Source organism: Streptoverticillium olivoreticuli subsp. olivoreticuli, assembly GCF_003391135.1.
GTDB classification, from domain to species: Bacteria; Actinomycetota; Actinomycetes; order Streptomycetales; family Streptomycetaceae; genus Streptomyces; species Streptomyces blastmyceticus.
Window position 1 is genome coordinate 564,067 of record NZ_CP031455.1, and the last position, 22,200, is coordinate 586,266.

At 70.8% G+C, this 22,200-nt stretch carries 16 protein-coding genes and 1 pseudogene; 8 read left to right on the plus strand and 9 right to left on the minus strand.

Annotated elements, in window-relative coordinates; translation table 11 throughout:
• Nucleotides 1-2: 2 nt before the first annotated feature.
• The gene (locus DXZ73_RS02595) at nucleotides 3-3,446 is read right to left on the minus strand and encodes a DNA polymerase III subunit alpha (protein ID WP_116209418.1); all 3,444 of its coding nucleotides are present in this window, start codon (nucleotides 3,444-3,446) and stop codon (nucleotides 3-5) included.
• Between the two features lie 248 nt (nucleotides 3,447-3,694).
• Between DXZ73_RS02595 and DXZ73_RS40005 the strand changes: the two genes are divergently transcribed.
• The 5 genes from DXZ73_RS40005 (at nucleotide 3,695) to DXZ73_RS02615 (ending at nucleotide 7,400) form a co-directional block, all read left to right on the plus strand.
• Nucleotides 3,695-3,820: a hypothetical protein gene (locus tag DXZ73_RS40005; protein ID WP_275898564.1), complete on the plus strand. Its 126-nt coding sequence runs from the start codon at nucleotides 3,695-3,697 to the stop codon at nucleotides 3,818-3,820.
• A 192-nt stretch (nucleotides 3,821-4,012) separates the two neighbouring features.
• Complete coding sequence (locus tag DXZ73_RS02600; RefSeq protein ID WP_116209419.1) at nucleotides 4,013-4,954, plus strand: alpha/beta fold hydrolase; 942 nt, start codon at nucleotides 4,013-4,015, stop codon at nucleotides 4,952-4,954.
• Nucleotides 4,955-5,059: 105 nt separating this feature from the next.
• Nucleotides 5,060-5,278, plus strand: coding sequence for a hypothetical protein (locus DXZ73_RS02605; protein WP_116209420.1), 219 nt, complete (start codon nucleotides 5,060-5,062; stop codon nucleotides 5,276-5,278).
• Nucleotides 5,279-5,585: 307 nt separating this feature from the next.
• Nucleotides 5,586-6,323 (plus strand): YoaK family protein, encoded by a 738-nt coding sequence (locus DXZ73_RS02610; protein WP_116209421.1) that lies wholly within the window; start codon nucleotides 5,586-5,588, stop codon nucleotides 6,321-6,323.
• Between the two features lie 186 nt (nucleotides 6,324-6,509).
• Nucleotides 6,510-7,400 carry a glyoxalase gene (locus DXZ73_RS02615; protein ID WP_425315812.1) on the plus strand — a complete coding sequence of 297 codons (891 nt, stop codon included), beginning with the start codon at nucleotides 6,510-6,512 and terminating at the stop codon, nucleotides 7,398-7,400.
• Nucleotides 7,401-7,485: 85 nt separating this feature from the next.
• Here the strand turns inward: DXZ73_RS02615 and DXZ73_RS02620 are convergent, their stop codons facing one another.
• Nucleotides 7,486-9,372 carry an amidohydrolase gene (locus tag DXZ73_RS02620; protein WP_116209422.1) on the minus strand — a complete coding sequence of 629 codons (1,887 nt, stop codon included), beginning with the start codon at nucleotides 9,370-9,372 and terminating at the stop codon, nucleotides 7,486-7,488.
• 214 nt (nucleotides 9,373-9,586) lie between these two features.
• Here DXZ73_RS02620 and DXZ73_RS39115 point away from each other — a divergent pair.
• Nucleotides 9,587-9,933, plus strand: a pseudogene (locus DXZ73_RS39115) (alpha/beta hydrolase); the annotation flags it as partial.
• A gap of 42 nt (nucleotides 9,934-9,975) precedes the next feature.
• On the opposite strand, the gene DXZ73_RS02630 reads toward DXZ73_RS39115, so the two are convergent.
• On the minus strand, nucleotides 9,976-10,974 hold the full coding sequence (locus tag DXZ73_RS02630) for a helix-turn-helix domain-containing protein (RefSeq protein WP_116209423.1): 999 nt from the start codon (nucleotides 10,972-10,974) through the stop codon (nucleotides 9,976-9,978).
• Between the two features lie 220 nt (nucleotides 10,975-11,194).
• Here DXZ73_RS02630 and DXZ73_RS02635 point away from each other — a divergent pair, with 220 nt between their 5' ends.
• Nucleotides 11,195-11,857 (plus strand): hydrolase, encoded by a 663-nt coding sequence (locus DXZ73_RS02635; RefSeq protein WP_116209424.1) that lies wholly within the window; start codon nucleotides 11,195-11,197, stop codon nucleotides 11,855-11,857.
• Between the two features lie 76 nt (nucleotides 11,858-11,933).
• On the opposite strand, the gene DXZ73_RS02640 is transcribed toward DXZ73_RS02635, so the two are convergent.
• From DXZ73_RS02640 to DXZ73_RS02660, 5 genes are all read right to left on the minus strand, one after another.
• Nucleotides 11,934-12,929, minus strand: coding sequence for an alpha/beta hydrolase (locus tag DXZ73_RS02640; protein WP_116209425.1), 996 nt, complete (start codon nucleotides 12,927-12,929; stop codon nucleotides 11,934-11,936).
• A 199-nt stretch (nucleotides 12,930-13,128) separates the two neighbouring features.
• Nucleotides 13,129-14,097 (minus strand): helix-turn-helix domain-containing protein, encoded by a 969-nt coding sequence (locus DXZ73_RS02645; RefSeq protein WP_116209426.1) that lies wholly within the window; start codon nucleotides 14,095-14,097, stop codon nucleotides 13,129-13,131.
• A gap of 64 nt (nucleotides 14,098-14,161) precedes the next feature.
• Nucleotides 14,162-16,909, minus strand: coding sequence for a helix-turn-helix transcriptional regulator (locus DXZ73_RS02650; RefSeq protein ID WP_116209427.1), 2,748 nt, complete (start codon nucleotides 16,907-16,909; stop codon nucleotides 14,162-14,164).
• Nucleotides 16,910-17,330: 421 nt separating this feature from the next.
• Complete coding sequence (locus DXZ73_RS02655) at nucleotides 17,331-18,854, minus strand: RICIN domain-containing protein (protein WP_162889985.1); 1,524 nt, start codon at nucleotides 18,852-18,854, stop codon at nucleotides 17,331-17,333.
• A gap of 998 nt (nucleotides 18,855-19,852) precedes the next feature.
• Nucleotides 19,853-20,341, minus strand: a complete 489-nt coding sequence (locus DXZ73_RS02660; RefSeq protein ID WP_116209429.1) for a MoaF-related domain-containing protein — start codon at nucleotides 20,339-20,341, stop codon at nucleotides 19,853-19,855.
• Nucleotides 20,342-20,520: 179 nt separating this feature from the next.
• Between DXZ73_RS02660 and DXZ73_RS02665 the strand changes: the two genes are divergently transcribed.
• Nucleotides 20,521-21,255: a 3-keto-5-aminohexanoate cleavage protein gene (locus DXZ73_RS02665; RefSeq protein ID WP_116209430.1), complete on the plus strand. Its 735-nt coding sequence runs from the start codon at nucleotides 20,521-20,523 to the stop codon at nucleotides 21,253-21,255.
• 72 nt (nucleotides 21,256-21,327) lie between these two features.
• Here the strand turns inward: DXZ73_RS02665 and DXZ73_RS02670 are convergent, their stop codons facing one another.
• Nucleotides 21,328-22,167 (minus strand): NAD(P)H-binding protein, encoded by an 840-nt coding sequence (locus DXZ73_RS02670; RefSeq protein ID WP_116209431.1) that lies wholly within the window; start codon nucleotides 22,165-22,167, stop codon nucleotides 21,328-21,330.
• Nucleotides 22,168-22,200: the final 33 nt, after the last annotated feature.

Genomic DNA, 22,200 nt, shown 5'->3' on the forward strand with positions numbered 1-22,200 from the left:
TCTCACCCCGCGCTTCCGGGGCTGGTGTGGCCGAGTTTGGTGAGGTCGGCGGTCCGGGTGCCGGCGGGCTGGAGGTCGGCCCAGGGGTGCAGTTCGGCTCCGCCCGTGCCGTTGGGGAGGGTCCGTTGTGGCTGCTGGGCCGGGGTGGGCCGGAGGCGGGCGGCGCCCAGGAGGCGCAGGGCTGCTTCGGGGCCGTGGTCGCGGCGGGCGGCGGCGATCTCTTCCAAGTCCCAGACCATCGTGCCGACGACGGTGCGGCGCGGGCCGCGGGCCTGGACGGTGCCGCGGACCAGCAGCAGCCCAGAATGGAAGATCGTGTGGGCGCAGGCTTCGTGGGAGTCCTCGAAGAAGGCGAGGTCGACGAAGCCGGAGCCGTCTTCGAGGGTGACGAAGATGATGCGGCGGCCAGAGGGGATCGGCGGTGTCTGGGTGGAGGCGCGTACGCCCGCGACCAGCACCCTCTGCCCGGGGAGCAGCGTGGTGAGGTGGGCTGCGTCGGTGGCACCGATCTCTTTCAGGAGGCGGTGATGGTGCTCCATGAGGTGGTGGGATACGTCGATGGAGAGGACGTCGAGTTCGGCTCCGAGGACTTCCCGGTTGGTCATCTCCGGCAGTCCGCTGGGCTGGGCGGTCAGGGGGGTGTCGTCGAGGGGCAGCTGGCCGTCGGTGGTGCGGGCGTGGGCGTGGCGGTGGAGTTCGGCTATCTGCAGGAGCAGGTCGCGGCGGGTGAGCCGGCCGTCGCGCAGCTGGTCCAAGGCACCGATCTCCGCGAGGTGTTCGGCGGTGGGGCGGGAGGGGTGCGCGCGCTGCCAGAAGTCCTGCAGGGTGGTGTAGGGCCGGCCGGTGACGATCCGTTCGACTTCCTCGGCGTGGATGCCTTTGACCGCGGACAGCGCCAGGCGCACTCCCTGGGTTCCGTCGGGGGTGTTCTCGACGATGTGGGCGGCGCGGGAGCGGTTGATGTCGACGCCGAGGACGGGGACGTCGTGGCGCCGGGCGTCGGCAGTGATCACGCGCTTGGGCCACATGCCCGGGTCGTGCTCGAGCAGGCCGGCGTAGAGGGCGGCGGGGTGGTGGGCCTTGAGCCAGGCCGATTGCAGGGCGGGGACGGCGAAGGCGACCGCGTGGGCCCGGCAGAAGCCATAGGCGCCGAAGGAGGCGATGACCTCCCAGATCTTCTCCAGGGTCTCGGGGTCGTAGCCGCGGGCGGCGGCGCTGCGCCGGAACCAGGAGTGGAGGCGCGGCAGGCGGTCGGCGTCGGCCAGGCCGCGGCGGGCGACCTCGGCCAGCGCCCGGTCGCAGCCGGTCAGGACCGAGAGCATTTCGATGATCTGCTCGTGCCAGATGGTGACGCCGTAGGTGTCGCGGAGCACGGGTTCGAGGTCGGGGTGAAGGTAGGCGGGGGCGGCACCGTGGCGGGCGGCGACGTACTGCTCGGGCATGCCGCCTGCCACCGGGCCGGGCCGGAAGAGGGAGATGTCGGCGATGACATCGGCGACGTCGCGGGGCTGGAGCCGGCCGAGAAGATCTTGCTGGCCTGGGCTCTCGAGCTGGAACATCCCTATGGTGTCGGAGGCCTGGATCATCTTGAAGGCGAAGAAGTCGTCCAGCAGGACCTCGTCGAGGACGATGTCCTTGCCGGTGGTGCGGCTGATCTCCGCAACGGCATGCGCCATCGCGGACTGCATGCGCACGCCCAGCACGTCCAGCTTGAGCAGGCCGAGATCCTCCACGTCCTCCTTGTCGGCCTGGACCATGGGATAACTGCCGCCGGGCGTGGGCTGAACGGGCAGGCGGTCCAGCAGGCCGGCGTCGCTGAGGATCACCCCGCACGGGTGCATCGCGTAGCCGCGGGGAAGGGCGTCCAGACCCGCGGCGAGCTCCCACAGCGGCCCGAAGGTCCGGGCCTCGGCGGCGAGCCGGCGCAGCTCCGGCAGTTCGGCGAGTGCGGAGGGGATGTCGCAGGCCCGGATGTGCGGGAAGCTCTTGGCGATCCGGTCGACCGTCTGTGGGGCGATGCCCAGCGCCAGGCCGGTGTCGCGCAGGGCGTGCCGGGCGCGGTAGGTCTCGGGCATGCCGGTGACCGCCACTCTCGAGGAGCCGAACCGTTCGAAGATGCGGTCGTAGACCTCCAGGCGGCGGGCGGACTCCACGTCGATGTCGATGTCGGGCAAGCTCCGGCGTCGCTCACTGATGAAGCGTTCGAAGAGCAGCCCGAACTGCATGGGGTTGGCCCGGGCGACGTCCAGGGCGTGGTTGACCATGCTGCCGGCGCCCGAGCCTCGGGCCGCCACCCGGATCCCCATCTCCCGGATGTCCGCGACGACCTGGGCGACGGTGAGGAAGTAACTGTCGAAGCCCAGCCGGCTGATGACGGCGAGTTCCTCGTCCAGGCGCGCGACGGCGCCCGGGTCGCGGTCCAGGCCGCGGCGGATCATCCCGGCCTCGCAGCGCTCGCGCAGCAGCCGCGCCGCGCCGCCCGGACCGGGGTCGGCGCCCACGACGTCGGGCTCGGGGAAGTACGGGATCCCCGCCCCCACCCCCAGGTCGGCCACCGGATCGAGGGTGCACTGCTCGGCGGTCCGTACGGTCTCCGCCATCAGGCGCAGCGCCCGGCCCCTCCCGGCGCCGGCGGCCGCGGCGATGCGCTCGGCGGCCGCGGACAAGGTGGCCGGGTCCTTGAGCCAGCGCTCCCCCGCATCCAGGTGGCGCCGGTCGATGGGGCGCAGCAGGCGGGCAGCGTCCAGGACGTCGGCGAGGCGGTGCTGGCCGGGGTCGGCGTAGCGCACGGCGTTCGTGACGACCGCGGGGATGTGGAGGCGGTCGGCGAGGGTGAGGGTGTGGGCGGCCAGCCGCAGTGATCCCGGCCCGGTACCGGCGCGCCCGTGCCACAGGACTTCCAGTCGCAGGGACGTTCCGGCGAGCTCGCGCCAGGGGGCCAGGAGTTGCTCGGCGAGGTCGGGGCGTCCGGCGGACAGCGCGCGGACGGGTTCGGAGAGCGGTCCGAGGAGGACGGTGAGGTCTTCCCCCGCGTACTGGTTCAGGGCGGGCCAGGAGATCACGGGCGGCCCGCCGGCGGCTGCCGCGTGTCCGGCCGAGACCAGCCGGCACAGGTGAGCCCATCCGGTCCGAGTCCGTGCGAGCAGCGTGACGCGCAGCGGGGGCTCGACGACGCGGGCGCCACCGCGGACCGGCGTCCGGTGCCGGGCCTGCTCGGGAGCGGGGGTGTGCGGCGCGACGGCGATGTCGACGCCGAGGACCGGCCGTACCCCGTGGTCCGCGCAGGCCTTCACGAAGCGGACCGTGCCGGCAACGGTGTCGCGGTCGGTGAGGGCGAGTGTGTCCATGCCGCGTTCGGCGGCACGTTTCACCAGGTCAATGGGGTGTGAGGCGCCGTAGCGGGCGGAGTAGCCGGAGGCCACGTGCAGATGCACGGCCATGGACATCGCGCACCTACCTTCCGCTCCTCGCCACCCCCTGGCCGAATCTCGCCATTCCTGGCTCGATATTCACCCTAGCCCATCCATTCGCTCAAACGTTCGAACATCAGGCAAAAGATCCAGTTTGAGTTGATATAGACCCCGGGCGCCCCTCACTCCTCCCGTGGAGCCGATGCCCTCCTCCCGTGGAGCCGATGCCCGCCCGGGCGATCACCCGGCTACCCGGACCAGGCGCACTGCACGGAGGGGGGACAGTGCTCGAGCCGAAGTACGACGGCTACCGCCTGCTCGCCTTCACCGGCACCGACGGGGTGTCGCCGAACCGGTCCAGCCGTCGCGCCGAGAGGGACCGGCAGGACAGCCTGGACCACGTTGCGTGAACCGGGTCGGCGTCGAGGTCAACCTGCAGCAAGGTGCACCGGAGCTGCGCAACCCCACCGGGTGGTTTCGCGCACCCCGGGCCTCCCGCCCCCGTTGGTCAGGGCGTGACCACCTTCCGCAGACTGCGGCGTACCGCTGCCGTCGCCCTGCTCCTGAAGACCTCAGGTGTTGCCCTGGCCGCAGCAGTCTGCATGGCCGCCGTCGTCCAGACCGCTTCCGCCGCGACCCCCACGCCGAGGTACGCCGCCGCGGCCCCGCTCGCGCCGTCCGCCAACGCGTCCGGCGACCTGGGGGCGGCCAGCTTCGGCACGGCCCTGATCGCCTCCGCGCCCGACCCCGACCGCTCCCCTGCCGGCGCCAACGACTTCACCTGCGAGCCGACGGCTGCCCACCCCTACCCGGTGGTACTGGTCCACGGCACCTTCGAGAACGCCTTCGACAACTGGAGCGGGCTCGCCCCGGTACTGCGGGACGCCGGCTACTGCGTCTTCGCTCTCAACTACGGCGAGACCAAACCTCACGCCCTGATGAAGGCGGTCGGCCCGGTCCCCGCCTCGGCCGGAGAACTGGCCGCCTATGTCGACAAGGTACTGGCCGCCACAGGGGCGGAGAAGGTCGACCTCGTGGGCCACTCCCAAGGCGGCGGGCTGATGCCCCAGTGGTACCTGCGCTTCGACGGCGGCGCCGCGAAAGTACACCAGCTGGTGGGCATCAACCCCAGCAGTCACGGCACCACCGCAACCGGCCTGATCCACCTCCTCGATGCGGTACTTGACGTAGCGGGGCATGCCGGCAAGCCGCTCGGCCTCGACAGTCCCGCGGCCAAGGACCAGACGATCGGCTCCCCAGTGCTCCAGCGGCTGTACGCCAAGGGTGACACCGAGCCCGGCGTCACCTACACCAATATCGTCACCAGAACCGACATCGTCGTGACCCCGTACACCAACCAGTTCCTCACCGCCGGGCCCCGTGCCACCGTGCACAACATCCTGCTGCAGGACGTGTGCCCGCTGGACCTCACCGGTCACCTGGGCAGCCCGTACGACCCAAACGTAAACCAACTGGTACTGAACTCCCTCGACCCCGCACACGCCGAGCCGGTGCACTGCGCCCTCATGCCGATTCCGGTGTGACCCCGATCGAATAGCCCGCACCATCGTGCGCCGTGTGCTGGACATCAGCATCCTCAGGTCTGGCTCGACGAGGCTTGCGCCGACATCAGGGCAGGGGCGTCGCGTGTGCTCGTCGTCGCCGGGGCGGCCGGGAGCGGCCGTCTGGTCATGCACCCGCAGTGGTCGGTGGCCGACCTCGTCGCCGAACTGGAGGACGAGCAGGAACGCCTGGGTGCCCTGGGCCTGTCCGGCGACCGGAGCGTCCAGCGGGAACTGGGCCTGAGCCGACGCCACCTGCCGCCCGTCGCGGCTACCTCGCCGCGACCGCCGCCGCCTCCACCGTGATCTTCGGAGACGACGGCACCCCCTTTCCCCCGCTGGGCGGGGTGCCCCGCGCCCTGCCCGGACTCAAGGACACCCGCGACGCGCTGCGCTGGTGGGGTCGGCCACGACGGCACCCTCCGGGATGCACGAGACGCTCCGGTGCACGGCCAGGGCGGAGGCCGTGCACTGTCGGCCAATACCGGCGCCCAGGTGCTGCCTAACGTCAAGCGGTTCGAGTCGGCCGGGCCCGTGACCCCGACCGCTCGATCCGCCCCAGCCGTACGCAAGTTCCACCACGACGCCCTCGCAGACGGGAGGACGGCAGCCGATGCGCAAGCTGCTGACTGACGCGGCCCGGACCCTGGTGCCGCCCCGCACGGACCGGCACGGCCCGCTGCCGCCACTGATGCTGACGCTGACCGTGGTCACCGGCGTGGTCGACGCGGTGAGCTACCTCGGGCTCGGGCATGTCTTCGTTGCCAACATGACCGGCAACGTGGTCTTTCTCGGCTTCGCACTGGCAGGAGCCAAGGGACTGTCGGCGGTGGCACCCGTCGTCTCGCTGACGGCGTTTTTGACCGGTGCAGTCGCCGGGGGGCGGATCGGCGTCCGGAAGGCGGCCCATCGCGGGCGGCTGCTGGCCGTGTCCACCGGCACCCAGGCGGTGCTGATGGCTGCGGCCACCCTCATCGCGGCCCTCGCGCGGGACCGGGTCGGCACCGGCGTCGAGTACACCCTGATCGTGCTGCTCGGCCTGGGCATGGGCCTGCAGAACGCCGTCGCCCGGCGCCTCGGCGTCCCCGACCTGACCACCACTGTTCTCACTCTCACCCTGACCGGCCTCGCCGCCGACTCTCCCCCGGCCGGGGGCGGGGCGCCGCGGCCCGGGCGACGGATGCTCTCCGTGCTGGCGATGTTCACCGGGGCTCTTGCCGGAGCCCAGCTGGTCCTGCACGGGCAGCTGGCGGCGGCTCTCGCAGTGGCATGGCTGCTGCTCCTGGTCACTGCGGTGACCACCCGCCGTATCTCCGCTCCTGACGTGCACTGGGCCGCGCCGACGGCCTGAGCCTCCGGACAGGAACGGGCGCCCCCGGTCCGGTTCGGCTGCATCGTAGGGTCACGGCCTGTGCAGCGGTGGTCAACCACCTTGTCCTGCAAGGACCTAGCGTCGGGCTCCGGCGCGCCGAGCGCCGTAGTGAACGACGATCGGAGGTTCTTGATGATGCAGGGCATCGCTCGACGGGTGGTTCCGTTGGCGGTTGGGATCGCCGTGCTGGCGGCGGTCCCCACCTCGTCGCTGGCCCAGACCGCCACGACCAGGCCACAGGCAGCTCACCGGCACCTGGCGGTCGGCCCGCAGTACGATTCCACCCACGTGTACGTCACGCCGGTCAAGGAACAGGAATTCGTGGCGAGTTGGCTGGCCACCTTCGGCGGGACCCACACCGAGCCGACCCCCACCAGCGTGACGCCGACGCCCAGCCGGACCGTCTCCGAGCTGGTGATGTCACCCGTCGGAACACTCTCGGTCTTCGACTACACCACGCCCGTCCCGTACCCCTTCGGCGCCGAGCGAACGGGCTGGCTGGTGTCGGATCTCGACGCGGGCATCCGCGCCGCCCGGTCCAGCGGTGCGGCGGTGACCGTGGCGCCGTTCGACGACCCGATCGGCCGGGATGCCGTCGTCCAGTTCCCCGGGGGCGTCAACACCCAGCTCTACGTGCACACCACACCGCCGTCGTACCCGGCCCTCGCCAGCGTGCCGGAGAACCGGCTCTACCTGTCGGCCGACGCGGTCGGCGCCTTCCTGCGCAGCTACCTGCCCTTCACCGGCGGGCGGGTCGTCCGCGACGACCGGAAGGCCGACGGCGCCGGGATCGGCATGCCGGGGACGGCCTACCGGCTAATCCGCATCAGCTCGGGCTTCGGCGACACCGCGGTCATGGTGACGGACGGCCACCTCCCGTACCCCTTCGGCCGGGAGTTCACCGGTTACGGCGTGCGCGACCTCGACGCGACGCTCGGCAAAGCGAAGGCAGCCGGTGCATCCGTGCTGTGGGGACCGGTCGCCGGCGGCGACCGGCACAGCGCGATCGTGCAGTTCCCTGGTGGCTATGTGGCCGAGATCCACTCCGGTCGGTGAACTTCCCCTGCAGGGAAAGGTTCGACGGGCCGGGCCACCGGGCGAGCGCTGCCCGGAGGCCCGGCCCGTCGGCCGACAGAAGAAGTCAGTGGAAGCAGGGGTCGTCCGCCGGTCCGAACCGGTCCGTCACCGCGAAGCCGCGCCCCTCGCGCCAGCGCCGCTGCTCCTCCGAGGCGGAGACGGCATCGAGGACCCCCTCGGCCTGGAGGAGGCCGGCCCGGCTCGGTGCGGCCGTCGCCTGGTACCCGCCGAAGCGGGCGACCGGGCTCCAGACCGGGGACACCGCGGGCAGATCCGGGGCGAGCCCCTCATGTTCCTGCGCACTGTGGACGATGCGCCCGCCGACCACGGTGAGGACCGACTCGATGTGCGGGATGTCCGGCTCCGGCACGCCGAAGTAGTCGGCGCTCAGCACGGCGAGGTCGGCGTAGTAGCCGACGGCCAGTCGGCCCTTGACGTCCTGTTCACCGGTCAGGCGCGCACCGCCCAGGGTGTAGAGCTCCAGTGCCTGCTCCCGGCTGAGCCGGTTGCGGTCGGTGGCCAGCCGCCGTCCGCTGACCGCACGGCCGGAGACCAGCCAGTGCAGCGAGACCCAGGGATTGTAGGAGGATACCCGGGTGGCGTCGGTGCCGGCGGCGACGGTCAGGCCGCGGTCCAGCATGGCACGTATCGGGGGCGCCTCGGCGGCGGCCGCGGCACCGTAACGGGCCGTGAACGCCTCGCCTTGGAAGGACATCCGGTTCTGCACGGAGATCGCGCCACCGAGCGCGGCGATCCGGTCGAGGCTGTCGGGGGTGACGGTCTCGGCGTGGTCGAAGAGCCAGCGGTTCCCGCCCGGGAAGAGCCCGTCGGCGGCGAGCCGCTCGAAGACAGCCAGGTCGCGGCGGATGGTCTCGTCGTAGCTCGCGTGCAGCCTGAAGCCCCAGCCGTGCTCCATCAGCAGCCGCACGGCCTTCTCGAAGCCGGGCTCGAACTCGCCGAGCTGCGGCCTCGGTTCACTGAAGTTCTCGAAGTCGGCGGCGTCCCACGTGAGGTTCTCTCCGGCGCCGTTGAGGCGCAGCCAGGCGTCGCCGTCGCCGGGGCGTACGGTGTTCACCCAGCGGGTGAGGTCGTCGAGCTCCTGGCCGACGGTCTGTGGGAACAGGTGGTAGGCGATCCGCAGGGTGAGCTCGTTCCGCCGGGCGAGCTCCATGACCGTGCCGTAGTTCTCGGGAAAGCTCTGGAAGCCGCCGGCCGCGTCGATGGCGGAGGTCAGCCCGAAGCGGTTGAGTTCGCGCAGGAAGTGCCGGGTGGAACCGACCCGGTCGGCCTCGTCCAGTACGGGCGCCTTGGCCAGCGTCGAGTACAGCAGCAGAGCGCCGGGGGCGGCGAGCAGCAGGCCGGTGGGCTGCCCGTCGTGGCCGCGGACGATCTGTCCCCCCGCCGGGTCCGGCGTATCCCGGGTGAAGCCCGCAGCTCGTAGGGCGGCCCGGTTGAGCAGGGCCGACTGATACAGGTGGAGGACGAACACCGGGGTGTCGGGGGCGGCGGCGTTGAGCTCGGCGAGGGTCGGCAGACGGCGTTCGGCGAACTGATCCGCGGACCATCCGCCCACCACCCGCACCCACTGGCCGGGCGGGGTGCGCTCCACCTGCTCGCGCAGCATGGCCAGTGCCTGACGCAGCGTCGGCACCCCGTCCCAGCGCAGTTCCAGTACATAGTTGAGGCCGCCACGGATGACGTGCAGGTGTGAGTCGTTCAGACCGGGTACGGCTCGGCGGCCCAGAGCGTCGACCACCCGGGTCGCGGGGCCGATGTGCGGCATCACCTCGGCGTCGTCGCCCACGGCGATGATCACCTCGTCGCGGACGGCCAGGGCGCTCGCCTCGGGTCGGTGCGGGTCCGCGGTGTACACCCTGGCATTGCGGATCACCAGGTCGGCGGCCTGGTCCGGGGTGCCAGGACGGATCCCGGCGACGGGCATGCTCGGCATTGCGGGTCGCTTTCTGCTCGGCGCCCCGAGGGACGGAGAGCGGGTCGGTGCGGGTACGGACTCGGGTCCGGCGGAACGACTGAACCTAGACCGACCCGGGACGGGCGGCTGTGTCAGCGGTGCATGGCCTCTTGCCGGTCGGTGCACGTCCGCCACGGGAGCCCGAGCTCGTGGGCGAAGCAAAGCTGGTCGTTCAGCAACAGGAAGAGCCCCCGTGCCCGGCCGACCCACCGGCTCCGTCAGGGCACGGATCGTCAAGCCCGTCGGCACCACCGGCACCCTGCCCGTCATCGTCTACGTCCACGGCGCAGGCTGGGTGTTCGGCAACGCCCACACCCACGACCGACTCATGCGGGAACTGGCTGTGGGTGCCCAGGCAGCCATCGTCTTCCCCAAGTACGACCTGTCCCTCGAGGCCCGATACCCCGTCGCCAACAAGCAGAACTGCACTGCCGCCCGCTGGATCGTCACCGACGGAGCCGGCAAGGGCCTGGACGCCACCCCCGCATCGCTGTCGTCGGTGACAGCGTGGACGGCAACATGACCGCCACGGTCGCCCTACGGCTCGGTCTTCGTCCCGTCATCCGGCGGCCCCTGGCGGGATCACCCCGGGACATCGGATGCACTCGCGGGCACCGCGTGCACGGCCGGCAGGGCGGTGTCCGCCAGCCACTCACGCGGCGAAACACCGTATGCGGCCCGGAAAACCCGGCTGAAATGACTGGCACTCACGAACCCCCAGCGGCCGGCAACGGCCGCCACCGTCGCCTGCCCCGCCCCCGGACGGGCCAGGTCGCGCCGGCACATGTCCAGGCGCTGACGCTGGATCCAGCGGGTCACAGTGACGCCCTCGTACTGGAAGACCTTGTGGAGATAGCGCACCGACAGGTGATGGGCGCCCGCGATCTGCTCCGGGCCGAGACCGGGGTCGCCCAGGTGCCGGAGGATGTAGTCCTTGAAACGTGCCAGTGCGGCGAGTGCCGACTCGGGCGCCTCCGGGGCCGACCGCCCACGCCGCTCGTGGGCGAGGGCGGCCAGCAGGTCCAGGGCCGTGGCGGCGAGCCTGCTCGCGATGTGCGGCTCCAGCGAGCCCGCCGACCGGGCCAGGCGCCCCAGATAGGTGGCCACCAGCGCGGCGGTACCGCCGTCCGGCTCGAAGGCCGTCACCGTGAGCTCCCGCAGTTCCTCCTCGGACATGCCGACAGCGGTCCGCGGCCAGTGGAAGGCCGTGAACACGAACGGTTCCGGCAGTTCCTTGGCAAACGGGCGTCCGGCGTCGGATACGGCGAACGCCCCCGGCCGAAGGAGCACTTGACGGCCGTCCTGGACGAGCCTGGCCGTACCGCGGTGCTGGAGAGCCAGCGTGATGTGGTCCTCACCGCCCCGGGCGATCAGGCTGCGGCTGCGCACGACCCGCTGCGGACCGGCCTGGACCAGGGAAATCTGTAAGGAGCCCAGGCGATGGCTGGTGATGCTCGCCGCCGACGGCATGCCTTCGAGCAGGGACACGTCCAGCGGAATGAAAGTGCGGGAGATCGCCTCGTGCCAGTACTCGGCGCGTTCAGTGACCGGTATCGGGGTGGTGTCGAGAACGACGGACATCAGCGCTCCTACGGCTTCACGGTTTCGCATCAAACAGAACAACAGACCAGCCGAACTCGCCTCCACCATGCAGTCCTGGACCATCGGTGGGGCGCAACGGGGAAAGAATGCTCTACGGGCGGGCCTACCGTGAAACCCGCGCGATGCGGCAGGACGCCGTTGCCATCTCCCTTTCCCGCCCTGTGCGCGGGACTGCCCCGTCTCCGAAAGGACTCTCCCCATGGTCGACTTTGCCCGGGTGAAGGCCGCCCCCAGCGCGGACCTGCTGACGCCCGACAACGCCGTCATGCTGTTCGTGGACCACCAGCCGCAGATGTTCTTCGGCGTGGGCAGCGGCGACCGTACATCGATAGTCAACAGCACCGTGGGCCTCGCCAAGGCCGCGCGCGCCTTCGACATACCCGTCGTGCTCACCACGGTGGCCGCCGAGTCGTTCTCCGGGCCGCTTCTGCCTCAGCTGGCCGAGGTCTTCCCCGGGCACGAGGTCCTCGACCGGACCAGCATGAACGCCTGGGAGGACGCTGCCGTCGTCGAGGCCGTGAAGGCCACCGGGCGGACCAAGATCGTACTGTCCGGTCTCTGGACGGAGGTGTGCCTCGTCATGCCGGCGCTGTGCGCGCTCGGCCAGGGGTACGAGGTCTACGTCGTCGCCGACGCCTCCGGCGGCGTGAGCCCGGCCGCGCACGAGCACGCGTTGCAGCGGATGACCGCCGCCGGAGCCGTACCGGTGACCTGGCTCCAGGTACTGCTGGAACTCCAGCGTGACTGGGCCCGCCAGGAGACCTATGGCGTGGTGACGGACATCGTGAAGGAGCACGCCGGCGCCTACGGGATCGGTGTGGTGTACGCACAGAGCATCCTCGGCGCCCACGCGGTGGGCTGAGCCTGCCCGGGGCTGGAGGGCGGTGCTCGCGAGTTCCGTCGTCGCCCGCTCCTGCACGCCAGTGGCGGACCCGGTCTCACCCGGGGTGGTGGTGCAGGGTGATGTGAAGGGTGTCAACGGCCTGGATGAGGGCGGCACGGGCGGTGCCGGTACGACAGCAGGCGTCGAGCAGCAGGAAGCCGTGCACGACGCCCTGGTAGCGCGTGGCCACCACGGGAACACCGGCCGCGCGCAGTCTGGCCGCGTAGGCTTCGCCCTCGTCCCGCAGGACGTCGGCCTCCGCGGTGATCACCAACGCCGGGGGGAGAGCTGCGAGTTGTTCCAAGGCTGCGCGCAGGGGCGCGGCAGTGGCCTCCCGTCGGCGGGACACGTCGGGCAGGTAGGCATCCCAGAACCGGCGCATGTCGTCGCGTCGCAGGAAGTAACCTTCGGCGAATTCACGGTACGACGGGGTGTCGAAGTCGGCGTCGGTCACCGGACACAGCAGGACCTGGTGCACCAGCCGCACGCTGCCGCGCTGCCGGGCGAGCAGGGTCAGGGCCGCGACGAGGTTGGCACCCGCCGAGTCGCCCACGACGGCGATCCGGTGCCCGTCGAGCCCCATCTCGCGGCCGTGCGCGTGGATCCACCGGGCGACGGCGTAGCACTGTTCGACGGCCACCGGGTAGCGCGCCAGGGGTGCCCGCGCGTAGTCGACGAACACCACGGCCGCGTCGGTTCCCACGGCGAACTCTCGCAGCAGGCGGCCGTATGCGGTGGCGTCTCCCAGAGCCCAGCCGAGCCCGTGGAGGAACAGCACCACCGGGGTCGGTTCGGCGGCCCCGATCGGTCTGACCACCTGCACCCGCACCCGCCCGGTCGGCCCGCCGGGCAGCGAGAACCACGTGGCGGTGGTGTCCTGCGGGCTGTCCGTCCCGTCCGGGGGAAGGAGGAACGAGAGGTCCGGGGTCGCCCCCACGAGCCCGTCTCCACCTCCCTCCCCCGCTGGACCTCGGGCGCGGGCGTCCAGGAAAGCCTGGAGCGCGCCGTCGAGCACCGGGCGCCGACCGTGCGAAGGGGTGGTGTCGGACACTCTTGCTCTCCTGGCGTAGTGGCCGGTCGGGTCGGATGGCACGCGGGCGGTGGCTGCACGGTGTCGCCGCAGAGAAGCCGGAGCACGGTGCACGCCCGTCGGCCTGCCGAGCACCTCACCACGCTAGGCACACATCGGCCGAACGTGTTGCCGGGCAGAGCAAAAGACCTGGCCCGACCGTGCACGGAGCGACAGGCCGTCAAATCCCGTCGGCCGTACGCAGCGCGCGCCACTCGCGCGGGGACATCCCGTAGGCGGCACGGAAGGCCCGGCTGAAGTGCGCGGGATTGACGAATCCCCACCGCTGGGCGACCGCCGACACCGTCGGCGCGGTGCGGCTGCGCCGGGCCAGCTCCCCGGCGCAGGCCTCCAGCCGACGCTGCTGGACGAGCCGGCCCACGGTGACCCCTTCCCCCTCGAAGAGCCGGTGCAGATAACGCACCGAGATGCGGTGCGCGCGGGCAATGGTCTCCGGCGAGAGCCCCGGATCACCGAGGTGACGGTCGATGTGTTCCCGTATGCGCAGGACGAAATGGCCGTTCGAGGTGCGGATGTCGGCAGCCGTCCGCCCGGTGAGCTGGGCGACGAGCGTGCCGAGGAGGTCAGCGACACTACCGGCCAGCCGGTCACCGACGGAGGCAGGACAGGAGTGCGCGGCGGCAGCGAGTGTGCCGAGGAAAGGCAGCAGGACGGACCCGATGCCCTCGGCGGATGTGACGGCCGTCCCGGCCGCCTGCCGGATGCTGCCCTCCGGTACTCCCAGCAGCCTGCGCGGCACCTGGAACACGTGGGAGCGGAAGCGTTCCGGGTAGTGGAAGGAGTACGGCCGTGCCGTGTCGTACAGCACGAGGCCGCCTTCGGCCACCTCCGCCCGGCGCCCGTCCTGCACCAGCACGGCGCGGCCGGACATCTGTACTCCCACCGCCACCTGCGCTTCTGTCCGCGGGAACCGCTCGATCAGGCCGGCCGTGCGCGAGACCCGCGCTGCTTCCGCCTCCAGCGTGGACACCTGCACGTACCCCAGCCGGTGCGATATCAGACTGCCCTCGAACGGCCGCCCGGCCAACGGCACCACCTCCACCGGCACCAGCGTCCGCGACACGGCCTCCCCCCAGAACGCCGCCTTCCTCTCATCGGGGATCGATGCGGTCGTCAACAGCACGCTCACCTGACTGTCTCCCTCTCGGCCGGAGCACTGCACAGTCAGCCTGGTCCGCGCGGCGGCAGGTGTGTTAAGTCATCTGACTGCCACTCCGGCCACACGGGGTGTCGAGGGCGTGGGCGAGCGCGGCCCGTGAGGTGATGCCGAGCTTGGGGAAGATCTTGTAGAGGTGCGCCCCGACGGTGCGGGGTGACAGCCGCAGCCGGTGGCCGATCTCCTTGTTGCTCAGACCGGTCGCGGCGAGTCGGGCGATACGCAGCTCCTGGCCGGTCAGCTCCGTGCCGGCCCCGCCCGGCGTCGGTGCCACCGGCTCGCCCGCGGCCCGGAGCTCCTCCTCGCAGCGTCGGGCCCACGGCGTGGCGTCGAGCCGGCGGAAGGCGTGGTGCGCCGCACACAGCATCTCCCGGGCCTCGGCGCGATGGCGGCGGCGAAGCCACGAGCCGTGGGCCAGTCGCAGGCGGGCGAGCTCGAAGACCCATTGCTCGGCCCCCGGCACGGCGTACGCGGCCCGGTAGGCGGCATCGGCCTCGTCGTCGTCCGCAGTCAGTGCGGCGGCAGCCGCCAGGAGGAAAGCGTGATGGCCGGATATCTCCGCGGACCGCCCGGTCCGCGCGGCGGCGATGTGCGCGCGGGCCTCAAGGCGCCGGCCCGTGTGCACGGCGGCATCCACGAGATCGAAGATCAATGTGTGCAACCAGGGCGGACCACTGGGCAGCCGTCCGGGCGGAGTGATGTCGGCGAAGTGCGCGTACGCCTGCTCGTAGCGTCCGTGGGCCAGGGCTGCCAGCCCCTGCAATCGGGTCAGCCGGTCCAGGACGAACCGCATGCGAGCACGCGTGGCGACCGGCTTGACGAGCCGTTCGATCCTACGGAGCCCGGCCTCGTCCCCCCGGCCGGCGAGGAAGTGGGCGTAGTAGTGACGGAACACCAGCGCGTTGCAGTGGTAGCCGAGTTCCTCCGCCGCTTCGGCCTCGCGCAGACAAATGGGCGCCAGGTCCCAGCGGCCGCGCAGGAAGTCCTGGTAGCACTTGGCCTTCGCCACGGAGCCCTGGGTGGCGTAGCCGTGCAGCCCGGAGAAGCGCCGCCACAGCCCGTCGTCGGCACAGTCGACGGCCGACGCGGTCCACAGCAGGAGCCAGGCCGCCCCCGCCCCCTGCTCCGCGTTCATGCTGTCAGCCACCGCACGCAGTTCCTCGGCCACCCCCTGAGCTGGGTCGGTCCAGGCCCGGTGGCAGAGCCGGCCCGTGGCGGAAACGTTGTCCGAATGCCGCTCCAGGGCCTGCCACGCCCTGGGATCGTCCGTGTAGGTGGCGGCGAGCAGCAGCTTGAAGTAGACCTGTTCGGCCAGTCCACCGAAGGACTCGGCACCGGGCGTGGCCAGGGCGTCGAGGGCCGCGGGCAGCAGAGCGGAGGAGGACGCGAAATCGATCCGGTGGCTCTGGTCGACGTACACCACCGCATACGCGAACAGCGGAGCGATGTCCGGCGGCACCGGGGCGCGCTTCAACTCCTCCACCAGGGCAGCGCTATGACGCAGTTGGCCGCCGCGAGCCGTCATCACGGCCGCCCAGGTGAGCCGACGGGCTCGTTGGGCGGGGTCCGCGCTGAGCGCGGCGGCCCGTTCGAGCAGAATCGCCCCTTCCGCGTCGCCGCCACGCCGGGCGAGTCTGCTGCCGACCTCCTGCAGACGGCTCGCGAGTGCCTCGTCCGGCAGCAGTGCCGCCGAGGCCTCGTGGAGCAGACGCCGGGGGTCGTCCGGCGCGAGGCAACGGGCGAGGACGCGGTGAGCCTCGCGCCTCGCGGACTCCGGCGCCGTCGAGATCACGGCCGTACGGATCAGCGGGTGCCGGAAAATCAGCCGCCCGGCCGCGTCGAGCCGGGCGAGACCGCCGGCCTCGATCTGCTCCAGGGCCTCCTCCGCGCCGTCGCCCGCCGCCTCGCACAGCCACGCCCCGCTTCCGCAGTCCGTGTTCGTGGCGAGCGCCGCAAGCAGGAGAACGCGACCGGCCGCAGGAGCCAGCGAGGCCAGCCGGTCGGCGAACATCCGATCCAACCGCCGCCCCAACGGCAGCCGTTCGGGCAGCGGAGCGATACCCATCCGCTGTTCGTCCCGCAGCTGCCGCGGCAGCTCCACCAGCGCCAGCGGGTTGCCCGCCGCCTCTTCGAGGACCCGGTCGGCCGCAGTGGCCGCCAGCTCCGGGTGACACCGGCGCAGCAGCTCCGCCGCGTCCGGGCGGGTCAGCGCCCGGACCTCCACGGACTCGGTCGGCCACGCCTCCGCCGCCGCGCCGTCCGGGCGGCTCGCGCCGGCGATCACCAACGGCAGCTCCCCGCAGCGCCGCCGGAGGAAGGCAAACACGGTCGCGCTCGACGAGTCGACCCAGTGCAGGTCGTCGAGGACGAGCAGCAGCGGGCTGCTCCGCGCGGTCTCGGCGAGCAGAGCGAGCGCGGCCGCCCCGACGGCGAAGCCGTTCGGCAGGGTTCCCGCGCGGCCGCCCAGGGCGCTCTCCAGCGCCTCCCGATGGTGGGACAAGAGGGCACGGGACTGCTGTAGCAGCGACCAGAACGCCTGGTGCAGGGCGCCGAAGGCGAACTCCGTCTCCGCCTCGACGCCGACCGCCCGCAGCACGGTGAAGCCGCGCTCGCGCGCCCGCCGCCCGGCCCACTCCAGCAGCGCGCTCTTGCCGATACCGGCTTCACCGCGCAACAGGACGGCCGAGCCGCCCCCGCCGTCCGAAGCCTGCTCCAGAGCCGCCTCCAGCAGGTCCGTCTCCCTCCGCCGCCCAAGCGGAACCAGCTCCTCCGTGTCGCATCGCATCCTCGACCCCCAGGTCAGCCAACCTCCTGGAGCCGGACTACGCGAGCTCTGCGGACGCTGTCCGCGGTACTCGTCGGACCCGTTCGTCCAGCAGGCGCCCGTCAGCGGGCATCCCGAAGGTTATCCGCCGACAAAGGTGCTCGCCGCCGCCGGAGCGCAGCTCCATGCGGAAGCTTCCGGCCACTCCTTGCCCGTCCGAGGTGAGCTCGACCGGTCGCCTGAGGCCAGGACTGTTTCAAAGTCCGGCTGTTCTGGGGTATTTGCTGGTGACGACGTGGTGGCGATGTGCGCGAGGGCCGCCACGAACGCATCGAGGCTCCCGTTGGACAGATGGCCTGAACCGTCGCCCTATACCCGGAAAGACACCGGGTCCCCCTGCCAGTCCGTAGGCAGGGGGACCCGGTCGTTCAGGGTGGTCAGGTCACTTGTTTCGGCATTCGATGACGCCCTTGGCGATGCCCGTGAACGCGCCCTTGAGCATGCCGATGGCGGCTCCTTCGGGGCCGCCCATCAGGGTGCCGACGAGACCGTCCTTGACAATGCTCGTGCCGATCTTCATGGCCATGCATTTGTCGTGCTCGTCGCTGTTCTTGGCAGCGGGAGCGGCCAAGAAGCACTTCGCCGCCGTTATCGTCTTGACGGTCTTCGCAGCGGCGGGGGCCGCGGAGGTGCCGCCGCTCAAGGAGTAGGTCGGGGGCGTGATCGTGCCGGTGATGGTGTCGCCGGTGACGCCTTCGATGGTCTGGGTGACGGTGTTGCCGTCCACCGCGAGATCGACCTTGTGGATCGTGCCGTTGGTGTCCGTGACGGTGCCGGGCTGCACCGTTGCGATCGTGCTGCCGTTGGCGTCACTGACCTGGACACCGCCCTTGTAGGCGGTCAGCCTGGCGCCTGCGGGCACGTCCATGGTGCCTGTTGCGGTCTTCGCGAGAGCGGCAGGCTTGACGTCGGTGCTGCTGGTGCCGCTGCCGGGCGCGTCCGCGCTGGTGTGGGCGACGTACATCGTGGAGCCGGCCGCCGAGTTGATGACGGGGACGGTCACGGTCGCGTCAGTGGTCCACGGCTGGTTGTCGGTGTCGAAGGTCCACGTGCCGGTGACCTTCTTGCCGACGGCGGCGAAGTCGACCCATCCGTAGTTCTTGGACGGGACGTCGATCGCGATGCCGTTCACGGTGGTCTCGTCGGACTGGTAGGCCTGCGTCGCGGTGAGCTGGCTGGTGATCATCGCCTGGACCGGGGTGGAGACACCGACGGAGGACGACACGCCCACGGAGTACGACTGCGCCCAGCCGGAGTGGTAGATCGTGGTGAAGACCTGCTTCATCGTGGCACTGGTGTCGTTGTACCAAACCGACGAGGCGGGCTGACGGGGCAGGACTTCGGGCTGCCCTTCGGACTTCTCGGTCCACGAGCAGGTGGAGGTCTTCTTCGCGCACAGGTCGGCGTAGTAGTCGAGGGCGAGGCTTTTCGCTTCGGCCGCCTTCGACGCGGGGATCGTCCATTCCTGGCTCGCGCTGCCGTTGCAGACGTTGGGCTGGGCGAGGATGCCCCACAGGTGGAGGCCACCACGGTTGTCCATGCAGTACTCGATGCCGCTGGAGTCGTTGCGGCGGACGATGCCGAAGGCGTTGGGCTTGCCGTCCACGGGGCGGAAGTGCCACTGCTCGCCGTCCTTGCCGCAGGACTGCTGTACGGCGGGCTGGGTGGCGTAGATGCACTTCCCGGAGGAGGTGCTGGCAATGTTGAACGTGCCGGGGGCGCTGAGCTTGATCAGCCGCCAGTCCGTGTAGTTGGTGCCGTCGGGGGTGACGGAGATCTGGTTTCCGTCGCGGGTGCCGGTCGCGTTGAGGGTGCCGTCGGTGTTGGTGAAGGTGTAGGCGTCGGTCGCGGCGGCTGCGGGAGTCGCGGTCACGGCGACGACGGGTATGAGAAGGGTCAAGGTCAAGGCCGGCGCGGTGAGGAGTTTCGCGGCTCTTTTTATATGTCTATTCATGATCACTTTCGTGGTGGTGATGTGCACTTCCCTGTGGTCTCCCTGTCGCGTTCGGCGAACGTAGGACGGTGGAAGCCGGAACGGAGGATTCCTGACGGACTCGCCTTCGTGACCTGGGGCACTCACTCGCCGAGGCGGTGACGGAGACCCGGTCCAACCGTTCGTAGAACTGCGTGCCCGGAACACAATGGGCCGCGTACTGGTGGTCCACCCCACGTGCCCTGACACATCCAGCACAACGGATACCCCTCCCTTGCGCTGTCCCGAGGCTGACCCATCGACCCTGACAGCAGAGGATGAAACGCCAATGAAATATTGGCGCCGAATCTGGTGGGTTTCTTCCTCCGCTCTCGCCGACCGGGGGTCGGGTCTGCTCGCACTTCCACTGCTCGAACGGGGTCCGGAGCTTCAGCAGCGTGGCCAAGGTCTGCCGTCCGCGGACCACGTGCGCAACGAGGTCCGGCGGCAGGGCGCGTGCGGCGACGTGTGACAGCAACTGGTCGATACGCACGGCGTCGTCCAGGAACTGGCCTGGGATCTCGGCGGCGTCACCACGATCGGCCAAGGGCGGCCGGGTAGTCAGCTCGACATGCGCGTCCCAGGCCACCGACCACGCCGGATCGCTCGTCCGCACCTCAGCCGTCGTGTTTCCCCCTGCCGTCTCGGTTGTGGGCGTGGGCACCGCCACGCCGACCTCATCCACGTCATCGAGAACGGCGAGCTACGCGAGCGGCACCTTCGAGGACTGCTCCACAAACCGACCGCGGGAGTCTTCCGGGACCCGTACGAGATGCAGCGCACCCAGTTCCAGGACGCCAGGCTGCCCGGACAACGGCAGCCGGCCGACACCACTCAGAGCGCGGTCAGTGCCGGTGCGTGGTCCGCTCAGTGGGCCACCCGTTGGGAACAGGGGGCCGCCCTCGGCGAATACGGCCGGAGCCGGCCGGGATTCACCGGGCGCGGAAGAGCGTGCCGGTGAAGTGGATCATCGTGCCCTTCGCGGGGTCGACAACGGTGTCGTACGCCCGGTGCTCGGAGTAGTCCTCCACCTGGGTGACGAACAGACCGGTCTTGGGCTCGTGCCAGGTGAGGACGTACTGGCAGGAACGCAACCGCGTGCTGGTGTAGGTGATGTCCTGGGTCAGGCCCTGGTACGTTCCCGGCCCCTGGACCACCTTGATCGTCGCCTGGCTCGCCGAAGCGAAGGCGATCGTGGCGACGAACGGACCGGGACCGACAGGGCTGTTGACGCCGAAGTCCAGGGTCCACGTCTGACCGACGGCAGGAACCGTCGCGTCCTCGTATCCCCGCTCCCAGGCCGTGCACTCCGAGTCGCCACGCGACGTGGGGGACGGCGTCGCCTCGGCCGACGGAGCACTGGTGCAGCACAAGGCAAAAGCCACAGGCACCGCCGCGCACATGAACCGGGGAAACTTCACAGAGGCTCCTTCGCCCCCACTGGCCACAAGGCAGCCGTCACCAGGTCCCGGCTGCCTTCGCATTCCACCACAGCCTCACGCGGCCGGCGACTCCACGTGGCCGTTGGCCGTCGCAACACCACCACGCAATGAGCGCGAGGGGGCCTTCGCATGCCAGGCCCGCCTGAGATGATCACGCCATGCTGCAAGTCTGTCTCAACGGCGCCGGAAACCGCGCCCAATGCGCTCACCTCCCCGTGACCCCGCAACAACTGGCAGCGGCAGCCCGCGACGCTGTCGCCGCCGGCGCCCAGGACATCCACCTCCACCCCAAGGACCACGACGGCGAGGACACACTGGAATCCACCGCCGTCGCCGCGGCCCTCACAGCGGTACGGGCCGCCGTCCCGGGCATTCCCCTCGGCGTCACCACCGGCGCCTGGGCCACACCGGACCCCGAAGCGCGCGCTGCCCAGGTCCGGTCCTGGACCGTGCTGCCCGACCACGCCTCCGTGAACTGGCACGAGGACGGCGCCACCGAAGTCGCCACCACCCTCCTCGACCAGGGCATCGGCATCGAAGCCGGCATCTTCTCCGGAACCCCGGCAGCACAGCACTTCCTCAACTGGCCGGAATCCCACCGCGTCCTGCGCGTCCTGGCCGAGATCACCGACACCGGCCCGCAGACCGCGATCCATACCGCGGCCGACCTGCTGGACGAGCTCCGCCCCGCCACGACCTCACCGGTACTCCTCCACGGCGCGGACGACGCCGCCTGGCCCATCCTCCAACTGGCCGCCTCCCGCCGGCTGGACACGCGGATCGGCCTGGAAGACACACTCCGGCTCCCCAACGGCACGCCTGCCAAGACCAACGCTGATCTTGTCCGCGCAGCAGACAAGATCATCCAGCAGGTATTCAGACAGTCCCGGTAGCCGATTCCAGGGCGTGTCAATGACTCGGCTCTTCCGGACACACCCCGAGGACGGTCCTTTGCCGACGGGATGTCAGGGCGTGATGAAGTCGGCGATGTGGTCGGTTGCCCAGGTGGTGAAGGGGCGGGCGGGGTGGCCGGTGAGGTGCTCGACGGTGCGGGTGAGGGTGACGGGTTTGCCGTCGTTGGATTCCCACCAGTTCAGCAGGGCGTCGGCGTAGGCGGCGGGGATGTAGTCGGCCATCTCCTGCTTCCATTCCTCGCGGGTGACGTGGTTGACCGTGATGGGCCGGCCGGTGACGGTGGTGAGCTGGTCGATCTGCTGGGCGAAGGTCATCGACTCGGGTCCGGTGAGGGTGAACCGGCCGCCGTGGTGGCGGGGGCCGGTGATGACGGCGTGAGCGGCCTCGGCGACGTCCTTCTCGTGGATGGGGTCGTTGTGGGCACCGGGGAAGGGCAGGCTGACGGGGCGTCCTGCCTTGATGGGCCAGGCCCAGGCGCCGGCGTTGGAGGCGAAGGAGCCGGGCCGCAGGATCGTGGTGGTCAGCGGCGAGGCCAGCAGCGCCCGCTCCACATCGAGGTGGGATTTGGCGAGCGGGTCGCTGTCGGGGTCGGGGCCGAGGACGCTGGAGGACGACAGCAGCACGACATGTCCGACTCCGGCCCGGTGGGCGTGGTCGATGAAGTCGGTGATGTGGTCGGAAGCGGCGTAGAGGAAGACGGTGGTGACGCCGGTCAGGGCGGTGGGGAAGGTCACCGGGTCGGTGAGGTCGAGGCGGACGGTGGGCACGCCCGCGGGCGGGGTGAGGTCCTCGGGGTGGGCGGAGCCGAGCCGGACGGGCAGGCCGTCGCGGTGGAGCAGGCCGGTCAGGTGAGTGGCGACCGCGCCGCGGCCTCCGGTGATGAGGATCATGATGCTTGGTTCTTCCTGTTGGTCAGATGGTGG